This window comes from Acinetobacter seifertii, assembly GCF_000368065.1.
GTDB classification, from domain to species: domain Bacteria; phylum Pseudomonadota; class Gammaproteobacteria; order Pseudomonadales; family Moraxellaceae; genus Acinetobacter; species Acinetobacter seifertii.
This window is the reverse complement of record NZ_KB851200.1, coordinates 1,440,115-1,460,902: the sequence shown is the minus strand read 5'-3', so window position 1 is coordinate 1,460,902 and position 20,788 is coordinate 1,440,115. Positions and strand designations below refer to the sequence as shown.

General features: G+C 37.2%; 20 protein-coding genes. 10 read left to right on the top strand and 10 right to left on the bottom strand.

Annotated features, from left to right (window positions below; translation table 11 throughout):
* Positions 1-12 precede the first annotated feature (12 nt).
* Positions 13-1,473, top strand: coding sequence for a bifunctional ADP-dependent NAD(P)H-hydrate dehydratase/NAD(P)H-hydrate epimerase (locus F985_RS14320; protein ID WP_004702081.1), 1,461 nt, complete (start codon positions 13-15; stop codon positions 1,471-1,473).
* Between the two features lie 4 nt (positions 1,474-1,477).
* On the opposite strand, the gene ruvC is transcribed toward F985_RS14320, so the two are convergent.
* Complete coding sequence (gene ruvC / locus F985_RS14315) at positions 1,478-2,023, bottom strand: crossover junction endodeoxyribonuclease RuvC (protein ID WP_002121356.1); 546 nt, start codon at positions 2,021-2,023, stop codon at positions 1,478-1,480.
* A 227-nt stretch (positions 2,024-2,250) separates the two neighbouring features.
* Here ruvC and F985_RS14310 point away from each other — a divergent pair, with 227 nt between their 5' ends.
* The 3 genes from F985_RS14310 (at position 2,251) to F985_RS14300 (ending at position 4,375) form a co-directional block, all read left to right on the top strand.
* On the top strand, positions 2,251-2,844 hold the full coding sequence (locus tag F985_RS14310) for a helix-turn-helix domain-containing protein (RefSeq protein WP_004702079.1): 594 nt from the start codon (positions 2,251-2,253) through the stop codon (positions 2,842-2,844).
* Positions 2,841-3,386 carry a GNAT family N-acetyltransferase gene (locus F985_RS14305; protein ID WP_004702076.1) on the top strand — a complete coding sequence of 182 codons (546 nt, stop codon included), beginning with the start codon at positions 2,841-2,843 and terminating at the stop codon, positions 3,384-3,386. The genes F985_RS14310 and F985_RS14305 overlap by 4 nt, the downstream gene beginning before the upstream one ends.
* A 428-nt stretch (positions 3,387-3,814) precedes the next feature.
* A complete protein-coding gene (locus F985_RS14300) occupies positions 3,815-4,375 on the top strand; it encodes an FxsA family protein (RefSeq protein WP_004702075.1) in 561 nt (186 codons plus the stop codon).
* 68 nt (positions 4,376-4,443) lie between these two features.
* Here F985_RS14300 and F985_RS14295 read toward each other — a convergent pair whose 3' ends face one another.
* Positions 4,444-4,635 carry a hypothetical protein gene (locus F985_RS14295; RefSeq protein ID WP_004702073.1) on the bottom strand — a complete coding sequence of 64 codons (192 nt, stop codon included), beginning with the start codon at positions 4,633-4,635 and terminating at the stop codon, positions 4,444-4,446.
* Between the two features lie 258 nt (positions 4,636-4,893).
* On the opposite strand from F985_RS14295, the gene F985_RS26005 reads away from it, so the two are divergent.
* On the top strand, positions 4,894-5,142 hold the full coding sequence (locus tag F985_RS26005; protein WP_004702072.1) for a hypothetical protein: 249 nt from the start codon (positions 4,894-4,896) through the stop codon (positions 5,140-5,142).
* A gap of 123 nt (positions 5,143-5,265) precedes the next feature.
* On the opposite strand, the gene metK is transcribed toward F985_RS26005, so the two are convergent.
* Positions 5,266-6,432: a methionine adenosyltransferase gene (gene metK, locus F985_RS14285; RefSeq protein ID WP_004702069.1), complete on the bottom strand. Its 1,167-nt coding sequence runs from the start codon at positions 6,430-6,432 to the stop codon at positions 5,266-5,268.
* Positions 6,433-6,957: 525 nt separating this feature from the next.
* On the opposite strand from metK, the gene tkt reads away from it, so the two are divergent.
* Complete coding sequence (tkt, locus tag F985_RS14280) at positions 6,958-8,946, top strand: transketolase (RefSeq protein ID WP_004702068.1); 1,989 nt, start codon at positions 6,958-6,960, stop codon at positions 8,944-8,946.
* 101 nt (positions 8,947-9,047) lie between these two features.
* Complete coding sequence (locus F985_RS14275; RefSeq protein WP_004702066.1) at positions 9,048-9,548, top strand: hypothetical protein; 501 nt, start codon at positions 9,048-9,050, stop codon at positions 9,546-9,548.
* A gap of 16 nt (positions 9,549-9,564) precedes the next feature.
* On the opposite strand, the gene F985_RS14270 is transcribed toward F985_RS14275, so the two are convergent.
* Complete coding sequence (locus tag F985_RS14270; RefSeq protein WP_004702064.1) at positions 9,565-9,975, bottom strand: OsmC family protein; 411 nt, start codon at positions 9,973-9,975, stop codon at positions 9,565-9,567.
* Positions 9,976-10,188: 213 nt separating this feature from the next.
* On the opposite strand from F985_RS14270, the gene F985_RS14265 reads away from it, so the two are divergent.
* Positions 10,189-10,770: a YceI family protein gene (locus tag F985_RS14265; RefSeq protein WP_004702063.1), complete on the top strand. Its 582-nt coding sequence runs from the start codon at positions 10,189-10,191 to the stop codon at positions 10,768-10,770.
* 45 nt (positions 10,771-10,815) lie between these two features.
* On the opposite strand, the gene F985_RS14260 is transcribed toward F985_RS14265, so the two are convergent.
* Positions 10,816-11,406, bottom strand: coding sequence for a lecithin retinol acyltransferase family protein (locus F985_RS14260; RefSeq protein WP_004702061.1), 591 nt, complete (start codon positions 11,404-11,406; stop codon positions 10,816-10,818).
* Between the two features lie 189 nt (positions 11,407-11,595).
* Between F985_RS14260 and F985_RS14255 the strand changes: the two genes are divergently transcribed.
* A complete protein-coding gene (locus F985_RS14255) occupies positions 11,596-12,342 on the top strand; it encodes a phosphodiester glycosidase family protein (RefSeq protein WP_004702059.1) in 747 nt (248 codons plus the stop codon).
* A gap of 35 nt (positions 12,343-12,377) precedes the next feature.
* Here the strand turns inward: F985_RS14255 and F985_RS14250 are convergent, their stop codons facing one another.
* The 4 genes from F985_RS14250 to putA form a co-directional block, all read right to left on the bottom strand.
* Positions 12,378-12,608: a hypothetical protein gene (locus F985_RS14250; RefSeq protein ID WP_002050077.1), complete on the bottom strand. Its 231-nt coding sequence runs from the start codon at positions 12,606-12,608 to the stop codon at positions 12,378-12,380.
* 248 nt (positions 12,609-12,856) lie between these two features.
* Entirely contained in the window at positions 12,857-13,942 is a 1,086-nt protein-coding gene (gene trmA, locus F985_RS14245) for a tRNA (uridine(54)-C5)-methyltransferase TrmA (RefSeq protein WP_004702056.1), read from the bottom strand.
* A gap of 106 nt (positions 13,943-14,048) precedes the next feature.
* On the bottom strand, positions 14,049-14,522 hold the full coding sequence (locus tag F985_RS14240) for a GrpB family protein (RefSeq protein WP_004702054.1): 474 nt from the start codon (positions 14,520-14,522) through the stop codon (positions 14,049-14,051).
* Between the two features lie 105 nt (positions 14,523-14,627).
* On the bottom strand, positions 14,628-18,380 hold the full coding sequence (putA, locus tag F985_RS14235; RefSeq protein ID WP_004702052.1) for a trifunctional transcriptional regulator/proline dehydrogenase/L-glutamate gamma-semialdehyde dehydrogenase: 3,753 nt from the start codon (positions 18,378-18,380) through the stop codon (positions 14,628-14,630).
* Positions 18,381-18,504: 124 nt separating this feature from the next.
* Between putA and F985_RS14230 the strand changes: the two genes are divergently transcribed.
* Positions 18,505-18,993, top strand: a complete 489-nt coding sequence (locus tag F985_RS14230; RefSeq protein WP_004702048.1) for an AsnC family transcriptional regulator — start codon at positions 18,505-18,507, stop codon at positions 18,991-18,993.
* A 35-nt stretch (positions 18,994-19,028) separates the two neighbouring features.
* Here F985_RS14230 and putP read toward each other — a convergent pair whose 3' ends face one another.
* Positions 19,029-20,519, bottom strand: a complete 1,491-nt coding sequence (gene putP, locus F985_RS14225; protein ID WP_004702046.1) for a sodium/proline symporter PutP — start codon at positions 20,517-20,519, stop codon at positions 19,029-19,031.
* Between the last annotated feature and the right edge of the window lie 269 nt (positions 20,520-20,788).

Sequence of the window (20,788 nt, the reverse complement as noted above, 5' to 3'; positions counted from 1 at the left end):
GAGGATAATAATATGCAGGCGGTAGTTTACCATAGCGATGATATTCGAGCATGGGAGCAGCGCTGGTTTGCTGCGCAAAACTCATCATTAGGCTTAATGCAGCAGGCAGCTTGGTCAATCAGTCAACAGCTCATGGTACTTTTTGAAAATCATGCCACTAAGAATATTACGGTCTGGTGCGGACAGGGTAATAACGCAGGTGATGGCTATTTTATAGCAAGTTATTTAAAACAAGCTGGATTTCATGTAGAGATATTTGCGGCTGAGTTGGGCGACTCAACTGATTTACAATATGCTGTCGATTTTGCGAAAGAAAATAATGTTCAGGTTCACCAAGATTTTGAGGTGAGTAAAACCTTTGATTGCCATATTGATGCATTATTTGGGATTGGTTTAAACCGAGAGTTAAATGATTATTGGCAACATGCTATTCAACAATTTAATGAGCAGGCTGGCTTAAAAATTTCAATTGATATACCAAGTGGTTTGCAAGCAAATACAGGGTGTATTTTACCTTCAGCTGTAAAGGCGGATCATACATTTACTGTTTTAGGTCTTAAGGCAGGACTGTTTACGGGTCAAGGTAAAGAGTACACGGGACAAGTTCATTTAGTTAATTTAATTCCAATAGACCAAGAGCTGAAACCTTTAGCTTATTTGACACCAACACATATCAGACTTCCTAAACGTTTGGCTTTTGGGCATAAAGGAAGTTATGGGCATGTTTTGGTGATTGGTGGGCATGAGCAAATGGGTGGAGCTGTCATTATGGCTGCGGAAGCTACGTTTCATGCAGGTGCAGGTAAAGTGACAGTGATTTGTCATCGCAACCATCATCAGGCTATTTTGTCACGAGCACCTAATATTATGCTTCGTGATATTAATGGACTTGATGAAAATGACATCAAAGATATTTTATCTCAAGTTGATGCAGTATGTTTTGGGATGGGATTGGGCCGTGATGACTGGTCACAGCAAATTTATCAACAATGGTTTAATTTCTTAAATCAGGCTTCACACTTGGAAGTTGTATTAGATGCGGATGCATTATGGTTCCTTGCGAAGCAGCCTGAGAAATTGGGTCTGCATGTTTATGCGACGCCTCATCCAGGAGAAGCTGCTACCTTACTGGGTTCTTCTACAGCGGAAATTGAAAATGACCGAATTGCTGCAATTTATGCGTTGCAACAAAAATATATGGGTCAATGGGTGCTTAAAGGGGCTGGTAGCTTAATTTTAGAGAATAACTTGTACATTTGTACCCAAGGTAATGCAGGTATGGGTACTGGTGGCATGGGAGATATATTGGCAGGTATGATCGCGAGTTTAAAAGCTCAGTTCCACAAAGATATTGCATTACATGAGATAGTGACTTTACATGCTCAAGCAGGTGATGAACTTGCAAAACAGGGCATGCGTGGTTTACAGGCTTATGAAATGAATCAGGCAATTACTCAAGTCGTGAATCAATAAAGTTTTAACGTCTACGGCTACTCGAGCGACTTCGTCCACGTGCCATACCACCTAAAGCATTTAAGACCGAAAGTTTACTCATACTTCCTGATGCATGAGCATGGCAAATGGCAGCCGCAAGCGCATCGGCTGCATCGGATTGCGGTTTAATGGTTAAATTAAGTAATCGCATAACCATCATTTGTACTTGTTCTTTATCGGCAGCGCCATAACCCACTACAGATTGTTTGATTTGACGGGCAGTATATTCTGCAACTTGTAAATCTAAATTAACTAAAGCAGCTATGGCAGCACCACGGGCTTGTCCTAGTTTTAAGGCAGAGTCTGGGTTTTGAGCCATAAAAACTTGTTCAACCGCAGCTTCAGTAGGGCCGTGAAATTTCACAATTCGCTCAACGCCAGCGAAAATACGCTTTAAGCGCTCTGGCATTTCTTGAGTTTCTGTTCGGATTGTACCAGCATCGACAAAACGCAGTTTACTACCATCTTTTTCAATGATTCCATAACCTGTTAAGCGTGAACCTGGGTCAATTCCAATAATCAATGCCATGTGAAGACTTATATAATTAGTTTAGAGAGTATTGTTACATAGCCAAAACGGTTCTGCATGCGTAATTTATAGAATGCTGCTGTAAATGGTTATTTTTCGGGTTTAACTGGTCTAATTTATAACTGTTTAAAACTCTACAAATACATTATAAACCATAATGTGAAATGATTTGATGTAATTCTATTTTAATGGAATACTTATCTATAAATATGGAATGAGTTTGCTCGATGGATGATATCAATATCAGGATTGCACATCGAATACGAGAGTTACGTTTGGCGCGTGGATATACATTAGAGATGCTTGCCACTCGATGCCAGGTTAGCCGTTCAGCTATTTCTTTAATTGAAAGAGGTGAAACAAGTCCTACAGCAGTTGTGCTTGAAAAACTAGCAAATGGACTTGAAGTACCTTTAACCCAAATTTTTATCAATGAAACAAGTAGTTCATCTCCTCAACCGCTTATTCACCGAAATGAACAAGCTGAATGGCGAGATCCGGAAACTGGCTATATTCGCCGTACCGTTTCACCACCCAATTTAAGGCTACCATTTCAGATTGTTGAAATTGAGTTCCCGCCTCATTCTCGAGTTACTTATGAAATTAGTGAAAGCTCTAAAGTGGTACAACAGCAACTTTGGGTAGTTGAAGGGCAAATTGATATTCAATTAGGAAAAAATTCTTATGCATTAGGCCAAGGCGATTGCTTGGCTATGCAACTAGATCAACCTGTTATATACAGCAACAATTCATCACAAGTCGCACGTTATATTTTAGTTGTCTCTAATCAACTCGTGTCTGCTCCTAAGGAATCTTTATGAACTATTCCCTCGATTCTAGTTTTCGTTTAATTGACTGTAATGAAGCAGAACATGCTGTGGCTATTTTAGAGATTTTGAATGATGCGATTATTAACTCAACAGCACTATATGACTATGTGCCGCGTTCGCTTGATTCAATGAAAACATGGTTTTCTGTAAAAAGAGAAAATGGTTTCCCTATTATTGGTGTGGTAGATGAATCAGGTAAATTATTAGGATTTGCTAGTTGGGGAACTTTCAGAGCTTTTCCAGCTTATAAGTATACAGTTGAACATAGTATCTATATACATTATGAACATCGTGGTGCTGGTTTGAGTAAAGTTTTAATGCAAGTATTAATTCAGCGAGCTCAAGAAGCCCAGCTTCATGTATTGATTGGGTGTATTGATGCGACAAATCAAGCGAGTATCGGCCTCCATGAAAAACTTGGATTCACACATGCTGGTACTTTTAAACAGGTAGGTTTTAAATTTGGACAATGGTTAGACGCTGCTTTTTATCAGTTAGTTTTAAATACGCCATTTGAACCTATTGATGGCTAAATTATAAAAGTCTTAGGTACACAATGACTCATATCAATTTTTAGATAATTGATCTGGGTCATATGGTAGATATATAGAATACTTAATTTTTCTAAACTTTTACAAAGTAATCTCTTTCCGTATAAAACTAAGTATTTAATCTGACAAAAGGGGTTAATTTAAGAAAAAATTGCAATCTTGTAGAAAAAACACTTGATAAAGTTGTTATAGCACTCATTAATAATGAAGTATGGCTATTTTATTAATTTGAAATCAGTCTTATTGATAGTATTGCAGAGTTTGGGCTTAGCGACGATTTTAGTTAAGTTACAAGAAAATATTGTCTAAGCTTTACAACCTATTCAACCTTTTTTTCAATTGAAAAGGGTTCATAGGTTAGATAGTGAAATCTGCAATGAATTTTCTTTTTGAGATAGATAAAGTTTTACATGAATTTACTTCTTATTGTGGTTCTGGGCGCGATTGTTGAAATTGCCGTATGGATTGGCGTAGCACAGTTCATCAGTGGATGGTATGTGTTCTTCTGGTTCATTATTGCTTTCTTTATTGGTCTAACGCTTATTCGTAAGAGTACGGCTGGTATTATGCCGCAATTACAACAAATGCAGATGACTGGACAATTAGGTAGCGATCCGACCGTGACTAAAAAACTAGCATATGCTTTTGCAGGTTTTTTATTGATGGTACCTGGGTTGGTATCAGATGTTTTAGCGCTTCTAATTCTAATTCCGGGCGTGCAAACTGCGTTCCGTAATATCGCAATGAGAACACTTGCGAAGCGTCAGCAAGCCATGATGGAAAAAATGATGGGTGGCATGGGCGGTGCAGGTGGTGGTCAAAATCCATTTGCTGATTTAATGCGTCAAATGCAGGATATGCAGAACCCACAAGGTGGTAGCCCATACCGTGGAGATTCAAGCATTATTGATGGTGAAGCACGAGAAGTTACTCCAGACCATAAGAAAATTGAACATAAAAATAAGGATTAATTAATTCCTTATATAAAAGATAAAAGGCCTAAATCTTAAATGTTTAGGCCTTTTTTATATTCTATCGATTATGAATTTGAAGAATCAGTATTATCTGTTCCAGCTTGAGCTATTGCAGTTGGATTTTCTTCTAACTTCGTCTGAGGCTGATATTTATTTGAAGGTAGGGCTGTTTGTTTGTTTTCAGATTGTTGATATTTTCGGCTTCTATTGGCTCTTTCACGAAAGCCACCTTTATTAATGAGCTGTGTGTGTGACATAGACTGGCCTAGAAAATAAACTATTTATGCATTTTAGCAAATTCAGCAAAATATCAAAATAAGAAAAATAGTACATAAAAAATAATATTTAATTTATCTCATTGTATAAATTAAATATTTTTAAAATGAACGCATTGTTCATTCAGATTGAATTCTCTTTTCATTTCACATAGGATAAATATAAAGGATGTATAAAGTAAAAATTGTAGCAAACCTATTAAAACAACAACGGTTGAAGTGAGGGAAGGAGGGTTACCTATGCTATATCAATATCATTGTGCATGTTGTGACAAAGTCGTGGCATCAACTGACAAATCATGTCCATATTGTGGTTCACACCATATTCGAAGCCCGTATGGGTTATGGATGTTCTGTGTGATGGCATGTCTGGCTGTGGTTGTTGTATTTAAAGTTGTTCATATTTATATTCAAAATCATCAAGATACACCTACGCAGTCAACTTTGTTGGACGTGCTAAATGAAGGTGATAAGACCACTAAACAGTAGTATGACTTAACTTGTTGCTAAATACCTTTAAACAAAGTGTATCGAAAAGCTTATTGTTTAATTTTAACAGCATATAAAAATAATAAAAAAGCCCGCATTAAGCGGGCTTTTAATATATGAGGCTTATAGGCCCGCAGCATCTTTAAGTACTTCAACTTTATCAGTTTTTTCCCATGTAAATGCAGAATCTGAACCTTCACGACCAAAGTGGCCATAAGCAGCTGTTTGTTTATACATTGGCTGAATCAAGTTAAGCATACGAGTAATACCAAATGGACGTAAATCAAAATGTTCACGTACTAATTGGATAATTAACTCATCAGAAACTTTTGCAGTACCAAAAGTATTGATTGAAATAGAAGTAGGCTCTGCAACACCGATTGCATAACTCACCTGAATTTCACATTTGTCAGCAAGACCAGCGGCAACAATATTTTTAGCTACATAACGGCCAGCATATGCAGCTGAACGGTCTACTTTAGATGGATCTTTACCAGAGAATGCACCACCGCCGTGACGAGCCATACCACCGTAAGTATCAACGATGATTTTACGACCTGTTAAACCACAGTCACCTACAGGACCACCAATAACGAACATACCAGTCGGGTTAATGTGGAATTTAGTGGCTGCATGGAACATTTCAGCAGGAATAATTGGCTTGATAATTTCTTCAATTACAGCTTCTTTAAGCTGAGCTTGAGTAATTTCAGGGTCATGTTGAGTAGAAAGCACTACTGCATCTAAACGTACAGGTTTGCCATTTTCATATGCGAAAGTAACCTGACTTTTTGCATCTGGACGTAACCATGGTAATGCGCCTGAACGACGAAGTTCAGCTTGGCGTTCCATTAAGCGATGTGCATAAGAAATAGGAGCTGGCATAAGCACGTCAGTTTCACGACTTGCGTAACCAAACATTAAACCTTGGTCACCGGCACCTTGATCTTCAGGTTTTTGACGGTCTACACCTTGAGCAATCTCTGGTGATTGTTTACCAATCATATTGATCACTGCACAAGTTGAACCATCAAAGCCTAAATCTGAGTGGTGATAGCCGATACCGTTAACAGTTTGGCGAACAACAGCTTCTACATCAATATTCGCAGTTGTTGTGATTTCACCTGCAAGTACAACAGCGCCTGTTTTTACCAGTGTTTCACAAGCAACACGTGCGTATGGGTCTTCTTTTAAGATTGCATCCAAAATAGCGTCGCTAATTTGGTCGGCCATTTTATCGGGATGACCTTCGCTTACAGATTCCGAGGTAAAAACAGCGTACTCGCGCATGAAAGTCCTATCTTGGTTATTTCAAAAAGACATAATATGTTACATCGACTTGAGCTTGAGGACTAGTTCATACTGACTAAAAAGCATGAATTTATTTCATTTCTACTATGTTTTAATTGATAAGTGTATCAGCGAAATTGATATAGTAGGTTGAAAATTAATTGTTTTTAAACAAGAGCTGCTTATAGTCGTTTAAATTTTAAACATTTGATTTTGCGAAATATTAATCAATAAGATTTGTACTGTGAAGTGGAAAAGTATAAATAGCATACGCAAATTCATCTTTATATGCTCTTTATAGTCATCAAACGTCTACAATTGTTGATTAAAGAGGAACTATAAAATGCATTGTTTTATGCAACTTAAGAATCTAAATGTTTTTTGAGTAACCAAGAAACGGTTAAAAATAAAGAAATATACAGTGTTGGGGTTTACCCATAGGCGTTTTTTTAAGACAATATAGCGGCACTGAATGGTTATTCATCTTCTTCTTTTCATCAATCTATTAAAATTGGATTCTGATCTATGACGACCCCTTTAAACGAACGTCGTATTGCAAACGCAATTCGTGTATTGGCAATGGATGCTGTGCAACAGGCAAACTCAGGGCATCCAGGTGCTCCAATGGGGATGGCAGATATTGCTGATGTCGTCTGGCGCGAGTTTTTAAATCACAACCCAACTAATCCACAATGGGCAAACCGTGACCGTTTTGTTTTATCAAATGGCCATGGCTCAATGTTGCAATATGCTTTGCTTCATTTAACAGGTTATGATCTTTCAATTGAAGATTTAAAACAATTCCGTCAATTACACTCAAAAACTCCTGGTCACCCTGAATATGGTTATGCACCAGGCATTGAAACAACGACTGGTCCTTTAGGTCAAGGTATTGCAAATGCTGTTGGCTTTGCATTGGCTGAAAAAACTTTAGCTGCTCAGTTCAATAAAGATGATTTAAAAGTAGTTGATCACTTCACTTATTGTTTCTTGGGTGACGGCTGTTTAATGGAAGGTATTTCTCACGAAGTATGTTCATTAGCAGGTACTTTACAACTTGGTAAATTGATTGCTTATTATGATGACAACGGCATTTCGATTGATGGTGAAGTAGAAGGTTGGTTCAGTGATGACACTGAAGAACGTTTCAAAGCTTATGGCTGGCAAGTTCTTCGTGTAGATGGCCATGATGCTGATGCTATTCGTCAAGCAACAGTTGAAGCTAAAGCAGAAACTCAAAAACCAACGATCATTATTTGTAAAACAATTATTGGTTTAGGTTCTCCAAACAAACAAGGCAAAGAAGACTGTCACGGCGCGCCATTAGGTAAAGATGAAATTACCTTGACTCGTGAAGCTTTAGGCTGGACAGAAGAAGCATTTGTTATTCCTGCTGATGTATATGCTGCATGGGATGCTAAAGCAAAAGGTAATGAAGCTGAAGCAGCTTGGAATGAAGTATTCGCTCAATACCAAGCAAAATATCCTACAGAAGCAGCTGAGTTACTTCGTCGTATTAGCGGTGATTTACCAGCAGAGTTTTCAGCTCAAGCAGATGCCTTTATTCGTGAAACAAATGCTAAAGCTGAGACTGTAGCAACTCGTAAAGCAAGCCAAAATACATTACAAGCATTTGGTCCTTTATTACCTGAATTGTTAGGTGGTTCTGCGGACTTGGCTGGTTCTAACTTAACACTTTGGAAAGGTTGCCAAGGTATTCAAGAAAACCCAGCGGGTAACTACGTGTACTATGGTGTACGTGAGTTCGGTATGACTGCAATTGCAAATGGTGTTGCATTACATGGCGGTTTCATTCCTTACGTGGCAACTTTTTTAATGTTTATGGAATATGCACGTAACGCAGTGCGTATGTCTGCATTGATGAAACAACGTGTAATTCATGTTTATACACATGACTCAATTGGTTTAGGTGAAGATGGTCCTACACACCAACCAATTGAACAAATTGCTTCTTTACGTGGTACACCAAACCTAAATACTTGGCGTCCTGCCGATACTGTTGAAACAGCAATTGCATGGAAATCTGCTTTAGAGCGTAAAGATGGCCCTACAGCACTTATTTTCTCTCGTCAAAACTTGCCATTCCAAACGCGTAATGAAGAGCAAATTCAGAATGCAGCAAAAGGTGGTTATGTTCTTGCTCAAGAAAAAGGTGAGCTGAAAGCAATTATTATTGCGACTGGTTCAGAAGTTTCTTTAGCAATGGAAGCTTATGCTCAACTTGATGGTGTGCGTGTAGTTTCTATGCCATGTGCAGAAGAGTTTATGAAACAAGACGCTGCATATCGTGAAGCTGTATTACCAGCTCATATCCGTGCACGTGTTGCAGTTGAAGCAGCTCATGTTGACTACTGGTGGAAGTTTGTTGGTCTTGATGGCAAAGTAATTGGTATGTCAACTTATGGTGAGTCAGCACCAGCGAAAGACTTGTTCCAATTCTTTGGTATTACAACTGAAGCTGTAGTAGCTGCGGTTAAAGAATTAACTGCTTAATCGAATTAAGTAGTATAAAAAAGCGCTCTGATTGGGGCGCTTTTTTTATGATAATTAAATCACTGCTACTTCATTGAAACTTGAAAGATTAAGATATTGTGATGAGAAAAGAATTTGAACTTCGTTTTTTTGAAGAAATCTTAAATGATATTAAATATGACTATTTGAAAAATTTAAATAAAAAAGAAATGCTTTGGCAGTGTGCACAATATAATTTTTTATTTCGCGCATTACAGGAAAGTTTCAAACATGAAAATGGTGACTCAGCATTTGGTGGCGATTATGCTTATCGTGTGCAGACCTATTTTGAAGAGACTATTCAAGCTCGGGTTAAATATCATTACATGCCAAGTTGCGCAAAGTTAAAGGGCAAAATATTAGCATTTGATGTGTACTCATCAATGTTTGACTGTTTAGGTGAAAAAGAAACAGGTGGTTTTATAGATAGCTCTGATACACCACCTCCTGAATTTTGGATTCATTTCGATGGGGAAAATTTATATTCATTTATTCCAAATGAGCTCACAAATATTGTCGACCTAGCAATAGATATTTCAATGAGTGGCTCATTGGAATGGCACACGGATGTGATTGAAATTTAGTGTAAGCAAGGACCACTTACTCAATACTTAATTCACTTTGAATCGAAATATTCGAAGTCAATAACTTATGAATGGGGCAGCTTTCAGCAACTTTTAGTAGTCGTTTATGTTGGTCTTCGGTGAAATCACCCTTTAGTGTGATTTTACGCTCAATGTTATTTGTGCCTGCTTCCGGATCACCATTTGGATTTAAGGCTAAATCGACTTGTACATGCTCAAGCTTAATTCCTTTGTGACTTGCATACATTTCTAAAGTAATGGTGGTACAGGCACCTAAAGCCGATAGTAAAAGCTGAACTGGATTTGGAGCTGTATCTTGTCCACCTTTATCAGTTGGTTCATCTCCAAACCATTGATGACCAGAAGGGTCGGTAAGTGTTACTCGGTAAGGAGTAGAAGTGCTTTGTGCTTGGACTGTGTTAACCATGTTTTACCTTGTTATTTATCAATAAAATTGAAGTAAAAACCAATAAATCTGAAGGTTTCGGATAGAAAAATATCTATACTTTATAATATGGGTTTTGAATAACAACTGTAACGCTTTTATTGTTGCATGGATGAAACATATCGTTTTATAAAGAATAGTGAATTAAATTACTTGATGTATACACTAACGACTATATCAATAAAGGATACGAAAATGCATCTTAAAACATTAAGCTTCGGTTTAGCAGTGGCATTGGCAAGTACGATTACTTTGGCTGCTCCAGTGGACTATAAAATTGATCCAACACACACAGCTACTGTTTTTTCATGGAATCACTTTGGTTTTTCAACACCAAGTGCTAACTTCTCAGATATTCAAGGTGTAATCAAAGTTGATAATGCTAAACCAGCAAATTCTTCTGTAGATGTTACAATCCCTTTAAGCAGCGTAAATACAAACGTACCTGCTTTAGATAAAGAATTCCAACAAGAAGCTTGGTTTAATGCAGCTAAATATCCAAACATTACTTTCAAAAGTACGAAAGTAGAAACTAAAGACAAAAAGCATTTCAAAATTACTGGTGACTTAACTGTTAAAGGTGTAACTAAGCCAGTTGTGCTTGATGCTGTTTTAAATAAACAGGGCGAACATCCAATGGCAAAAGTTCCCGCGATTGGTTTCAACGCGACAACTTCATTCAATCGTTCTGAATTTGGTCTAGGCAGCTATGTACCGAATGTAGGTGATAAGATCACTGTAAACATTACGACTGAAGCAACTGCAGCTAAAAAATAAGTTGTGAGTTTTCTAAAAAGTCCTCAATTGTGAGGACTTTTTTAATTAGATGGGTTCTTTTTTATCTGATTCTATAAAAACTAAAGGTTGAGCAGGATCAATCTTTCTTTTCTCTGCTTTTTCTCTTAAAAATTGATATGTCGGGACTTTCATTTTTGCCTGATCACGTAATTTCTTTTTAATATAGAGAACAAGAGCAAAGCAGGTCGTTGCTAACGTCAGCATCATGCCATTCATATAACTCATAATTGAACTTACATAGCCTATTGTAGTTAGACGATGCATCATACGTTCAACTTGAGTACTACTCTCTATACCTGTAATTGCCCAGCTACATAAATGTTCGCAATTATTAATAATCAAATGATAATGATTTTCGTGCATGCGTGAGCGCATACGTCGTACAACAACCTTGCCTTTGTAGCGTGGAGCATCATAAGAACGTACATGAATTTTTTTGCCGTGAGAAAAGGCATCTATTGAAGTGATTTCAATGGGACGCTTTTTTATAAAATGTGCTAGGCCTGAATAATGAATAACTCGACCTCTCCCAGCATAAATACCATGATGGCTATAACCGAGATGTTTTACAATAAGATGAGCCCCTAAAGGGTAGCGTTTATTTGTTTGTTGCATATTCACGCTGATCCGATAAAGTTTTAATCACTTTTATTAAAAGCTTTGAGCATTATAGCGAATATGATTGTGTCCTAGTGTATTGATTAGGTGGAATAAGCGACTTTCGGGTATACATCTTATGAAACCTTTTTTAATTTAATAAAGTGTATTTTATAAACATAAAATGACTTATGAGATTCATCGTTAATGAAAATAGTAATACTGTGTATTATGAACTTTTTTGTCTTTGTGCAGTCTGCTTTAGCATTAGAGCCTCGACAAATTGAAAATGATACGGATGATCAATTTGAAGTTATTGAAATTTCTAATTTAAATCAATTACGTCTATTTCTGAAAAAGCCACAAACGAATGAGTATTATAAAAGTTTCGATAATATTCAGTACCAGCTCAAGTCATGTGAACAACTTACTTTTGCCATGAACGGAGGGATGTTCCATTCAGGTTTTTCACCTGTAGGCCTATATATCGAAGAAGGGCAAGAGATCCAACCTTTAAATCAGGATAAAGGGTGGGGGAACTTCTTCTTACAGCCTAACGGAGTTTTTGCATGGAATAAAAGACAAGCTGTTATATGGACAACTGAACAATATGAAGCAAAGGCTTTTCAACCGGATTATGCGACACAATCTGGTCCAATGCTGGTGATTAATGGAAAACTCAATCCCTTGTTTCTAGCAAATAGCGATTCAAAGAAAATACGAAATGGGGTGGGTATAAAAAATAATAAGCTTTATTTTGTAATTTCTAAAAATAGAGTGAATTTTTATAATTTCGCTGAATTTTTCCAAAAGAATTTAAAAGTAGAACAAGCTCTTTATCTTGATGGTTCTATATCTAGTCTTTATTTGAAAAAAAATAACCGTAATGATAGAAAATTTTATATGGGGCCAATTATTGGTGTGGTTAGTCGCAAAAATTGTACAGTCAAATAAAATGCAAAAAAGCCAGTACAAGACTGGCTTTATCATTAATGAATAGATGGTTTTTGAATGAGTTCATTTAACTCTTTTCGGCTATACCCACGGGAAATAAGAACTTTTTTTATTCCCATAATGACATCTTCATCTGTTGCTTGTGCAAGCGCACTTAGAAGTTGTTCATTAGTTTTACATGAGCAGTCATTTTCAACACAAGCAGTTTGATTCTTATGCTCGTTATGCTGTTGATCTGCTAAGAACAGCTTTTGCCAAAAACTCATAGAGCCTTCATATACAACCTAACATAGCTCGAAATATAGCCAATTTAAATTAAAATACAAGACTCTATATGTGATAAATCCACCAGTTGAACTCAAGAATTTTCGATAGTAATGGTTGAGTTAAACGAAATTATGACGAATAGATGACTTGATATTTTTTAAAAATTTAAGTGCTTATATGAAATGCATTGAAAAATAAGGAGATATTTAATCTCCTTATAAAATTTGGTTACATTGAAAGATTTTGTTTAAATCTTCTCAAGTAATACACCTGATTCGACATGATGTGTATAAGGAAACTGATCGAACAAAGCAAACTTAGTCACTTGATGAGTTTTTGTGAGTGTTTTTAAGTTTTCATATAAAGTGTCAGGGTTACATGAAATGTAGATGATACGCTCAAAACCTTGTAAAAGTTTTAAAGTTTCAACATCAATTCCGGCACGCGGAGGGTCTACGAATACCGTGTCAAAGTCATAGCTCTGAATATCAATATTTGCTTCTTGTAGACGGCGGAACTCACGCTCACCTTGATATGCTTGAGTAAACTCTTCAGCCGACAGACGAGCTACCTGAATATTATCGATCTGGTTTTGTTCAATATTCCATTGAGCGGCATAGACTGATGATTTAGCAAGTTCTGTAGCAAGTACGCGTTCGAATTTTAGTGATAAAGGAAGGGTAAAGTTACCATTACCACAATAAAGTTCTAATAAATGTTTTTTCGAACCTTCCGCTGCATCACATGCCCATTGCAGCATTTTTTTGCAAACTTGAGCATTAGGTTGGGTAAAGCTGCTTTCAATTTGCTTATATTTGAATGTACGATTTAAAAGCTCAAATTCTTCTACAACAAAGTCGTCGCCAATCACAATTTTTTGGCCACGGCTACGACCCATAATTTTAATATTTAGCTTTTCAGCAAGTGTTTTGGCTGCTTGTTCCCATTCCTGATCTAATTTACGGTGATAAATTAGAGTAACTAGCATTTGCCCACTTAGTGTTGCGAGGAAATCCACTTCAAATATACGGTTAGAAAGCTTATCTTCTGCTTTAAGTTCTTCCAAAAGTTTCGGCATTAAATCATTAATGCTTTTATCAGCAATAGGAAACTCGTCTATGCGAACAACTGTTTTTTGCTTGTCTTCATCGTTACGTTCAAACATGGCATAAAACATATCATTTTCTGTATGCCAGATCCGAAACTCAGCACGCATACGGAAATGTTGTTCAGGTGATTCAAACACTTCTAATGTAGGCGGTGTAAATTCAGAAAATTGAGTAGTAATGCGATCAATTTTAGCTTGAAGTTGTTGACGATAAGAAGAGGTCATAGACAAAGAAAATTTAAACAGAATCAAATAGTGAATGGTACCAAAAAAAACGCGCTTGCAGGAGCCAATTTTACTCAGATATTCATAAACAAATAGGGTACTTAAATTAGAGATGATTTAAGACATTTTGAATAAAATCTGATTTTACTTTTCTATATTGATCATGGTCTAAATGACTACACTCTAATTTTAGTTGATTATATTCGTTCACGAGCTTTGGTGAGTCTATAAGCTTATTTCTAAATATTAAGAAAAACGTAAATACTGAATCGGCTACTACAACTTGAAATGCAGCATCATCGTTGTTCAGTGATTCGAGCATGCAAAGCTCGTGTGTTCTAAGCGTATTTTGTTTCTCTATAAAATTAAGTGTTTTCAACTGATTTATTGCGAATTCAAATTGCTCAGGCATAACTTCGATATAAATATCTAGATCACCTTTGGAAATTGCATGAGGTATTGCAGAAGAACCTATATGCTCAACTTTGGCAAATGGGAGAAGTGTGGAAATATCTTTTTTATACGAATTAAAAAGTTGAATACATTTTTGTTGATATTGCTCTGATTCTAAAAAGATCACTACGAAACTCTCTAATCTATAAAATTTATATATTTAAAAATAGATTACTTCATTAAATAAAAAAGCCCAAATACTGAGATTTGGGCTTTTTAAATAAATTATGCGTTAGTCAGACATAGTCATTAAGCTTGCATTACCACCAGCAGCGGCTGTATTCACACTAATTGCACGTTCAATTACTAAACGTTCAAGTGGAATCGATTCATTGGATTCAACATGTGTAATGCCAACAATTGCGCCTGAGCGGCTAGCAATTTCTTGCTGTAATGAAAGAACCTCTTCACGATTGCCATGATGTAAAACAGCATCAAAATTATCTGACGTAATGTTTTTAACTGTAGTAATTGCATCAAGTACCTCTTTTGGCAACGTTTGTTTATGTTTTACCAGCAATGGACTATTTGGCATTACAGCAGCTTGGCTACCCACTGCAAAAATTGCGAGCAATTGATGTAATTGATTTTCTTCAGTGTCAGCAATTGAAAGCACACGGTGACGCGGCAAAATAATATATTGGTTACTTTCCCCAGTAGGGCCTTGTAACTCATAAAACTTGCCTACACCAAATGGTTCAATATCACGATTTGCTTGAGGTAAATGCTGTTTCGCCCAGTTTTGTAAGCTCTGATAAACCTCTCGGTTAAAACCTTCATATACAGTTTGTTCATTTTTCATAGCAAATGGTGTTGCTAATACTTTATTTGAACAATTTTGCATTAAGCGATACATATAAAGCGGGCCACCAGCTTTCGGACCTGTACCAGATAAACCTTCACCACCAAATGGTTGAACACCAACAACAGCACCAACAATATTACGGTTGATATAAAGGTTACCAACTTCAGCATGTTGAATAACGGTTTGGATGGTTTCATCAATACGAGTATGCAGACCCATTGTTAAACCATAACCTTTGGCATTAATACGAGAGATAAGTTGTTCAAGCTCGCCGTACTTATAGGTAATTATGTGTAAAACAGGACCAAAAACTTCGCGTTGTAAGTCATCGAGGTTAGGTAACTCAATTGCTGTCGGTACAACAAAAGTTCCTTTGCTCAATTCATTTTGGTTAGTCGCACCAAACATCAGTTGATGTACTGGATAGCCCTTAGACTTCATTTTTTGGATATGTTGATCAATTGTCTGTTTTGCTTCTTCATCAATAACAGGGCCAATATCTGTTTTTAAAATAGCAGGGTTACCTACGATTAACTGCTGCATTGCACCTTTAAGCATTTTAATAACGGTTGCAGCACTATCTTCTTGTACACATAAAATACGCAAAGCAGAGCAACGTTGACCTGCGCTATCAAATGCAGAACTTACAACATCAAGTACAACTTGTTCCGTTAAAGCAGATGAGTCCACAATCATCGCATTCTGACCACCAGTCTCTGCAATGAGAGGAATAGATTGACCATTAGCAGCCAAACGTTTTGCTACTGTTTTCTGCAAAATTTTTGCAACTTCAGTTGAGCCAGTAAACATGATGCCATCAATGCGTCGATCTTGGCTAAGCTGAGCACCTACTGTTTCACCACGGCCAGGTAATAACTGTACAGCACCATGTGGAATACCAGCTTCCCATAAAATTTGCACTGCTTGAGCCGCGATTAATGGTGTTTGTTCAGCAGGTTTTGCAATAACACAGTTACCACTGACTAATGCTGCAGCAATTTGACCAGAGAAAATTGCAAGAGGGAAGTTCCATGGACTAATGCAAAGTACAGTACCAAGCGGCTGAATCGTTGTATTTGAAGGAAGATTCTCGACTTGAGTTGCGTAGTAACGTAAAAAATCTACAGCTTCACGAACTTCTGCAATGGCATTGGCATAAGTTTTACCACTTTCACGGCAAAGTAATACCATTAGCTCTTGAATACGGCTTTCCATAAGGTCAGCTGCACATTTTAAATATTGTGCGCGTTGAACTTTGGGTGTATTTGCCCATTCAATTTGTATTTGTTCAGCTGCATTCAATGCAATTTCTACATCATTAAGATCAGCTTCTTGTACATACCCAACAATTTCATCATTTTGTGCTGGGTTTGTGATTGCAACAGAATGGCGTTGTTCTGTTGAAGCGTTATTTCCTAGTAAAGGATGGCTTTGCCAAACACGGTTACGAAGTTGTTGAGCTGTGTTATCTAAAGCTGCAAGTGGAGTATCATTTGCTAAATCATAGCCTTTAGAGTTTTTACGAAGTGACCCATACATATCTAAAGGAAGAGGAATTGATGGATGTTTTAAACCAACTGAACCCTCAAGTTTAGCGGTATTGCGTATATCGTAAATTGGAGATTGAATGAGATCTTCAACTTTAAGTGTTTTATCGGCAATACGGTTAACAAATGAAGTGTTTGCACCATTTTCGAGTAAACGACGAACTAAATAAGCTAACAAAGTTTCATGGTTACCAACCGGAGCATAAATACGGCATGGTACGCCTAATTTATTTTGCTCACGAGGACCCACAACTTGTTCATAAAGTGGTTCACCCATACCGTGTAAGCATTGGAACTCATATTGACCAGCATAATATTTGCTTGGATCAGCTAAATGATAAATCGTTGCCAATGTTTGAGCATTATGAGTTGCAAATTGTGGATAGATGAACTCAGGGGCTGCAAGTAATTTTTTAGCACAAGCAATATAAGATAAATCTGTATGTACTTTACGCGTGAAGACAGGGTAGTCATCCATACCTTCGATTTGAGCTTTCTTAATTTCGCTATCCCAATATGCGCCTTTTACAAGACGAATCATGAGGCGTTTTTGGCTGCGTTTAGCAAGATCAATAATATAATCAACTACAAAGAAGCAGCGTTTTTGGTAAGCTTGAATAACGAATCCAATACCTTTCCAGTTGGCTAGTTCTGGCTCGAAGCAAAGACGTTCAAGTAACTCAAGCGAAATTTCTAAACGCTCTGATTCTTCAGCATCGATATTTAAACCAATGTTGTAGTGTTTGGCTAAACGAGCGAGTTCAAATACTTTGCCGTAAAGTTCTTGATGAACACGTTCAATTTGCGCACGTTGATAACGAGGATGTAAAGCAGAAAGCTTGATTGAAATACCTGGGCCATCATAAACACCTTTACCATTAGACGCTTTACCAATTGCATGGATAGCTTGCGTATAATCGTTAAAGTAGCGTTCAGCGTCATGGTCAGTTAAAGCTGCTTCACCTAGCATGTCGTACGAATAACGGAAGCCTTTATCTTCAAGCACTTTTGCGTGGTCTACAGCTTCTTCAATAGTTTCCCCAGTTACAAACTGTTCACCCATCATACGCATTGCAACATCAACTGCTTTACGAATAATGCCACGTCCACTACGGGCTAAAAGGCCAGTAAGTACACTTGAAAGACTGGTTTGCTTTGGGGTTTCCATAAGCTTACCAGTTAACATAAGGCCCCATGCAGCAGCATTTACAAACATTAAGCTACTTTGACCAACGTGTTCTTTCCAGTTACCTTGATTGATTTTATCTCGGATAAGCAAATCACGTGTTGCAGAGTCTGGAATACGAAGCAAAGCTTCAGCGAGGCACATAAGCGCCACGCCTTCTTGAGAAGAAAGAGAGAATTCTTGTAATAACCCTTGAACAATACCAGCTTTACCTGAAGAGGTTTTACGTTCACGTAAGTTATGGGCAAGATTAAATGCAAGTTCATAAATTTTATGATCTAAATCATCAGATACCGCAGCAGCTTGTAATAGCTCTTCTACAGCTTCCGGTTCAGCACGACGCCAAGCTGTATTAATGCGTTGTTCAAACTCACTTTTATCATTGAATTCGGTGATATAGCCTTGGTGAGATTTATCCATTTGATGAAAAGTATCCATTGTGTTCATATCTATTTCCGACAACCGACTCTCATAAACTCATCTTGAGTAGAGAGGTTTAGATAATTTATGATTACAGAAGAAACACCGAATAACTCACTATATTTAGCCTATTTTTTAGAGGAAAATTCAGATGAATGGCCCATTATTAAGCCTTGATCGCACTGATTTAAAAATTTTGGATATTCTTCAAACAGATGGGCGAATTTCTAATAGTAAATTAGCCGAAATGGTGAACTTATCTCCAACCGCTGTTATGGCTCGGGTGCAGAAGTTAACAAAAGATGAATTCATCTTGGGCTATGAAGCAAAATTGAATCCAATCAAACTGAATGCAAATTTTTTAGTGTTTGTAGAGGTCTTGCTTGATAAAACAACACCTAACGTTTTAGACGAGTTTATTGATGCTGTCGTGCATTATCCAGAAATCGTTGAATGCCATATGGTGAGTGGCGGATTTGATTTCTTAATTAAGTTAAGAAGTGGCAGCATGGAGGAGTTTAGACGTATTGCTGGGCAGGTACTATGGCAATTACCAGGGGTAAAAGAAACCCGTAGTTACCCTGTAATGCAAGTAGTCAAAGATACTTCAAAAATTAAAATCAAAACTAAAAGCAAATAAAAAGGGGCCTAAGCCCCTTTTTATTTTACTCATTTTTATACACTTTCTTTGTAGAGTTCATCTGCTTCTTCAAAGCGTCCAGTTACTGTTGTGTTTGGCGCTTTAGTTAAAAGACTCACTACAATAATGCTGATAAATGCAAGAATAAAACCAGGAATAATTTCGTAAACACCAGTACTTGCGAAAAGATTCTTCCAGCCAATCACTACAACAGCACCAACGATCATACCCGCTAAAGCACCTTGTAAATTCATACGTTTCCAGAACAATGACAAGATAATAAGCGGACCAAATGCAGCGCCGAAACCAGCCCATGCATAGGCAACAAGACCAAGAACTTTACTGTCTGGATTACCTGCAAGCACAATTGCAAGAACTGCAATCGCAAGAACCATAACTCGACCAACCCACACAAGCTCTTTTTGAGATGCATTTTTACGAAGGAAACCTTTGTATAAATCTTCAGTTAAAGCACTTGAACATACTAAAAGTTGACAGCTTAGCGTGCTCATAACAGCAGCTAAAATTGCAGCCAAAATGATACCCACAATCCAAGGATTGAATAAAATTTTAGTCAATTCCATGAATACAGTTTCAGGGTTTTTGCTTACAACAGCTGCTAATTCAGGGTGTTGCTCAAAATATGCGATACCGAAGAAACCAGCACCAACAGCACCAATTAAGCATAAAATCATCCAAGTCATGCCGATACGACGAGCAGCAGGAATTGATTTTACAGAATCAGCAGCCATGAAACGAACTAGGATATGCGGTTGACCAAAATAGCCTAAACCCCATGCCATGGAAGATAAAACAGCCACCACACTTAAATCTGAAACAATATTAAATGCATGTGGACGAGCAGTTTCAATGAGCGTTACAAAGTGAGTCGTATCACCAATTGCAAGGTAAGTTACGATTGGGGTGAGTAAAAGAGCAAAAATCATTAAGCCAGCTTGGAAAGTATCGGTCCAGCTAATGGCTAAGAACCCACCAATACAAACATAACTGATTGTTGCAATAGCACTTAACCAGACTGCGGTGGTATATGACATACCAAATAAATTTTCAAATAAACGTGCGCCAGCTACCATACCTGAGGCACAGTAAATTGCGAAGAAAACCAAGATAATAACGGCAGAGAAAATGCGAAGAATCTTTTTCTGGTCATCAAATCGACTTGTAAAATAGTCGGGCAGAGTGAGTGCATTATTTTGGATTTCAGTATGAACGCGTAATCGACCAGCAACCAGTAACCAGTTAAGCCAAGCACCGATAATTAGGCCAATTGCAATCCACGCCTCAGATAAACCAGAAAGATAAATCGCTCCTGGTAAGCCCATGAGTAACCAACCACTCATGTCTGATGCGCCTGCGGATAATGCAGTAACGAAACTGCCTAAACTACGACCACCAAGAATATAATCAGAGAAGTCGCTTGTAGCACGGTAGGCGAATAAGCCAATAAGTACCATTGCTACGATGTACACCATAAACATGATGAGGGTGGGATCAAAATAACTCATAATGGATGTGTGTCCTTATATCCATAATCCGTGATTGTAACCTAATCCAGGTCGCTGTTTTCTTGTACGGCATTTCAAGAGGTTGAGATTCAACCACAAAAGAATTTTTTTGCTCTGTTATCTTTGTGATGTATTTTATGTATTTTTATGTAAACCAATGTAATTTTAGTTACATTATAAATTAAATTAATCTTAATCAATATCTTATAGGGCATGCATAATTCTTATAAACTTTCAAAAATTATAGAAATGGTAAATTTTGAGAATAA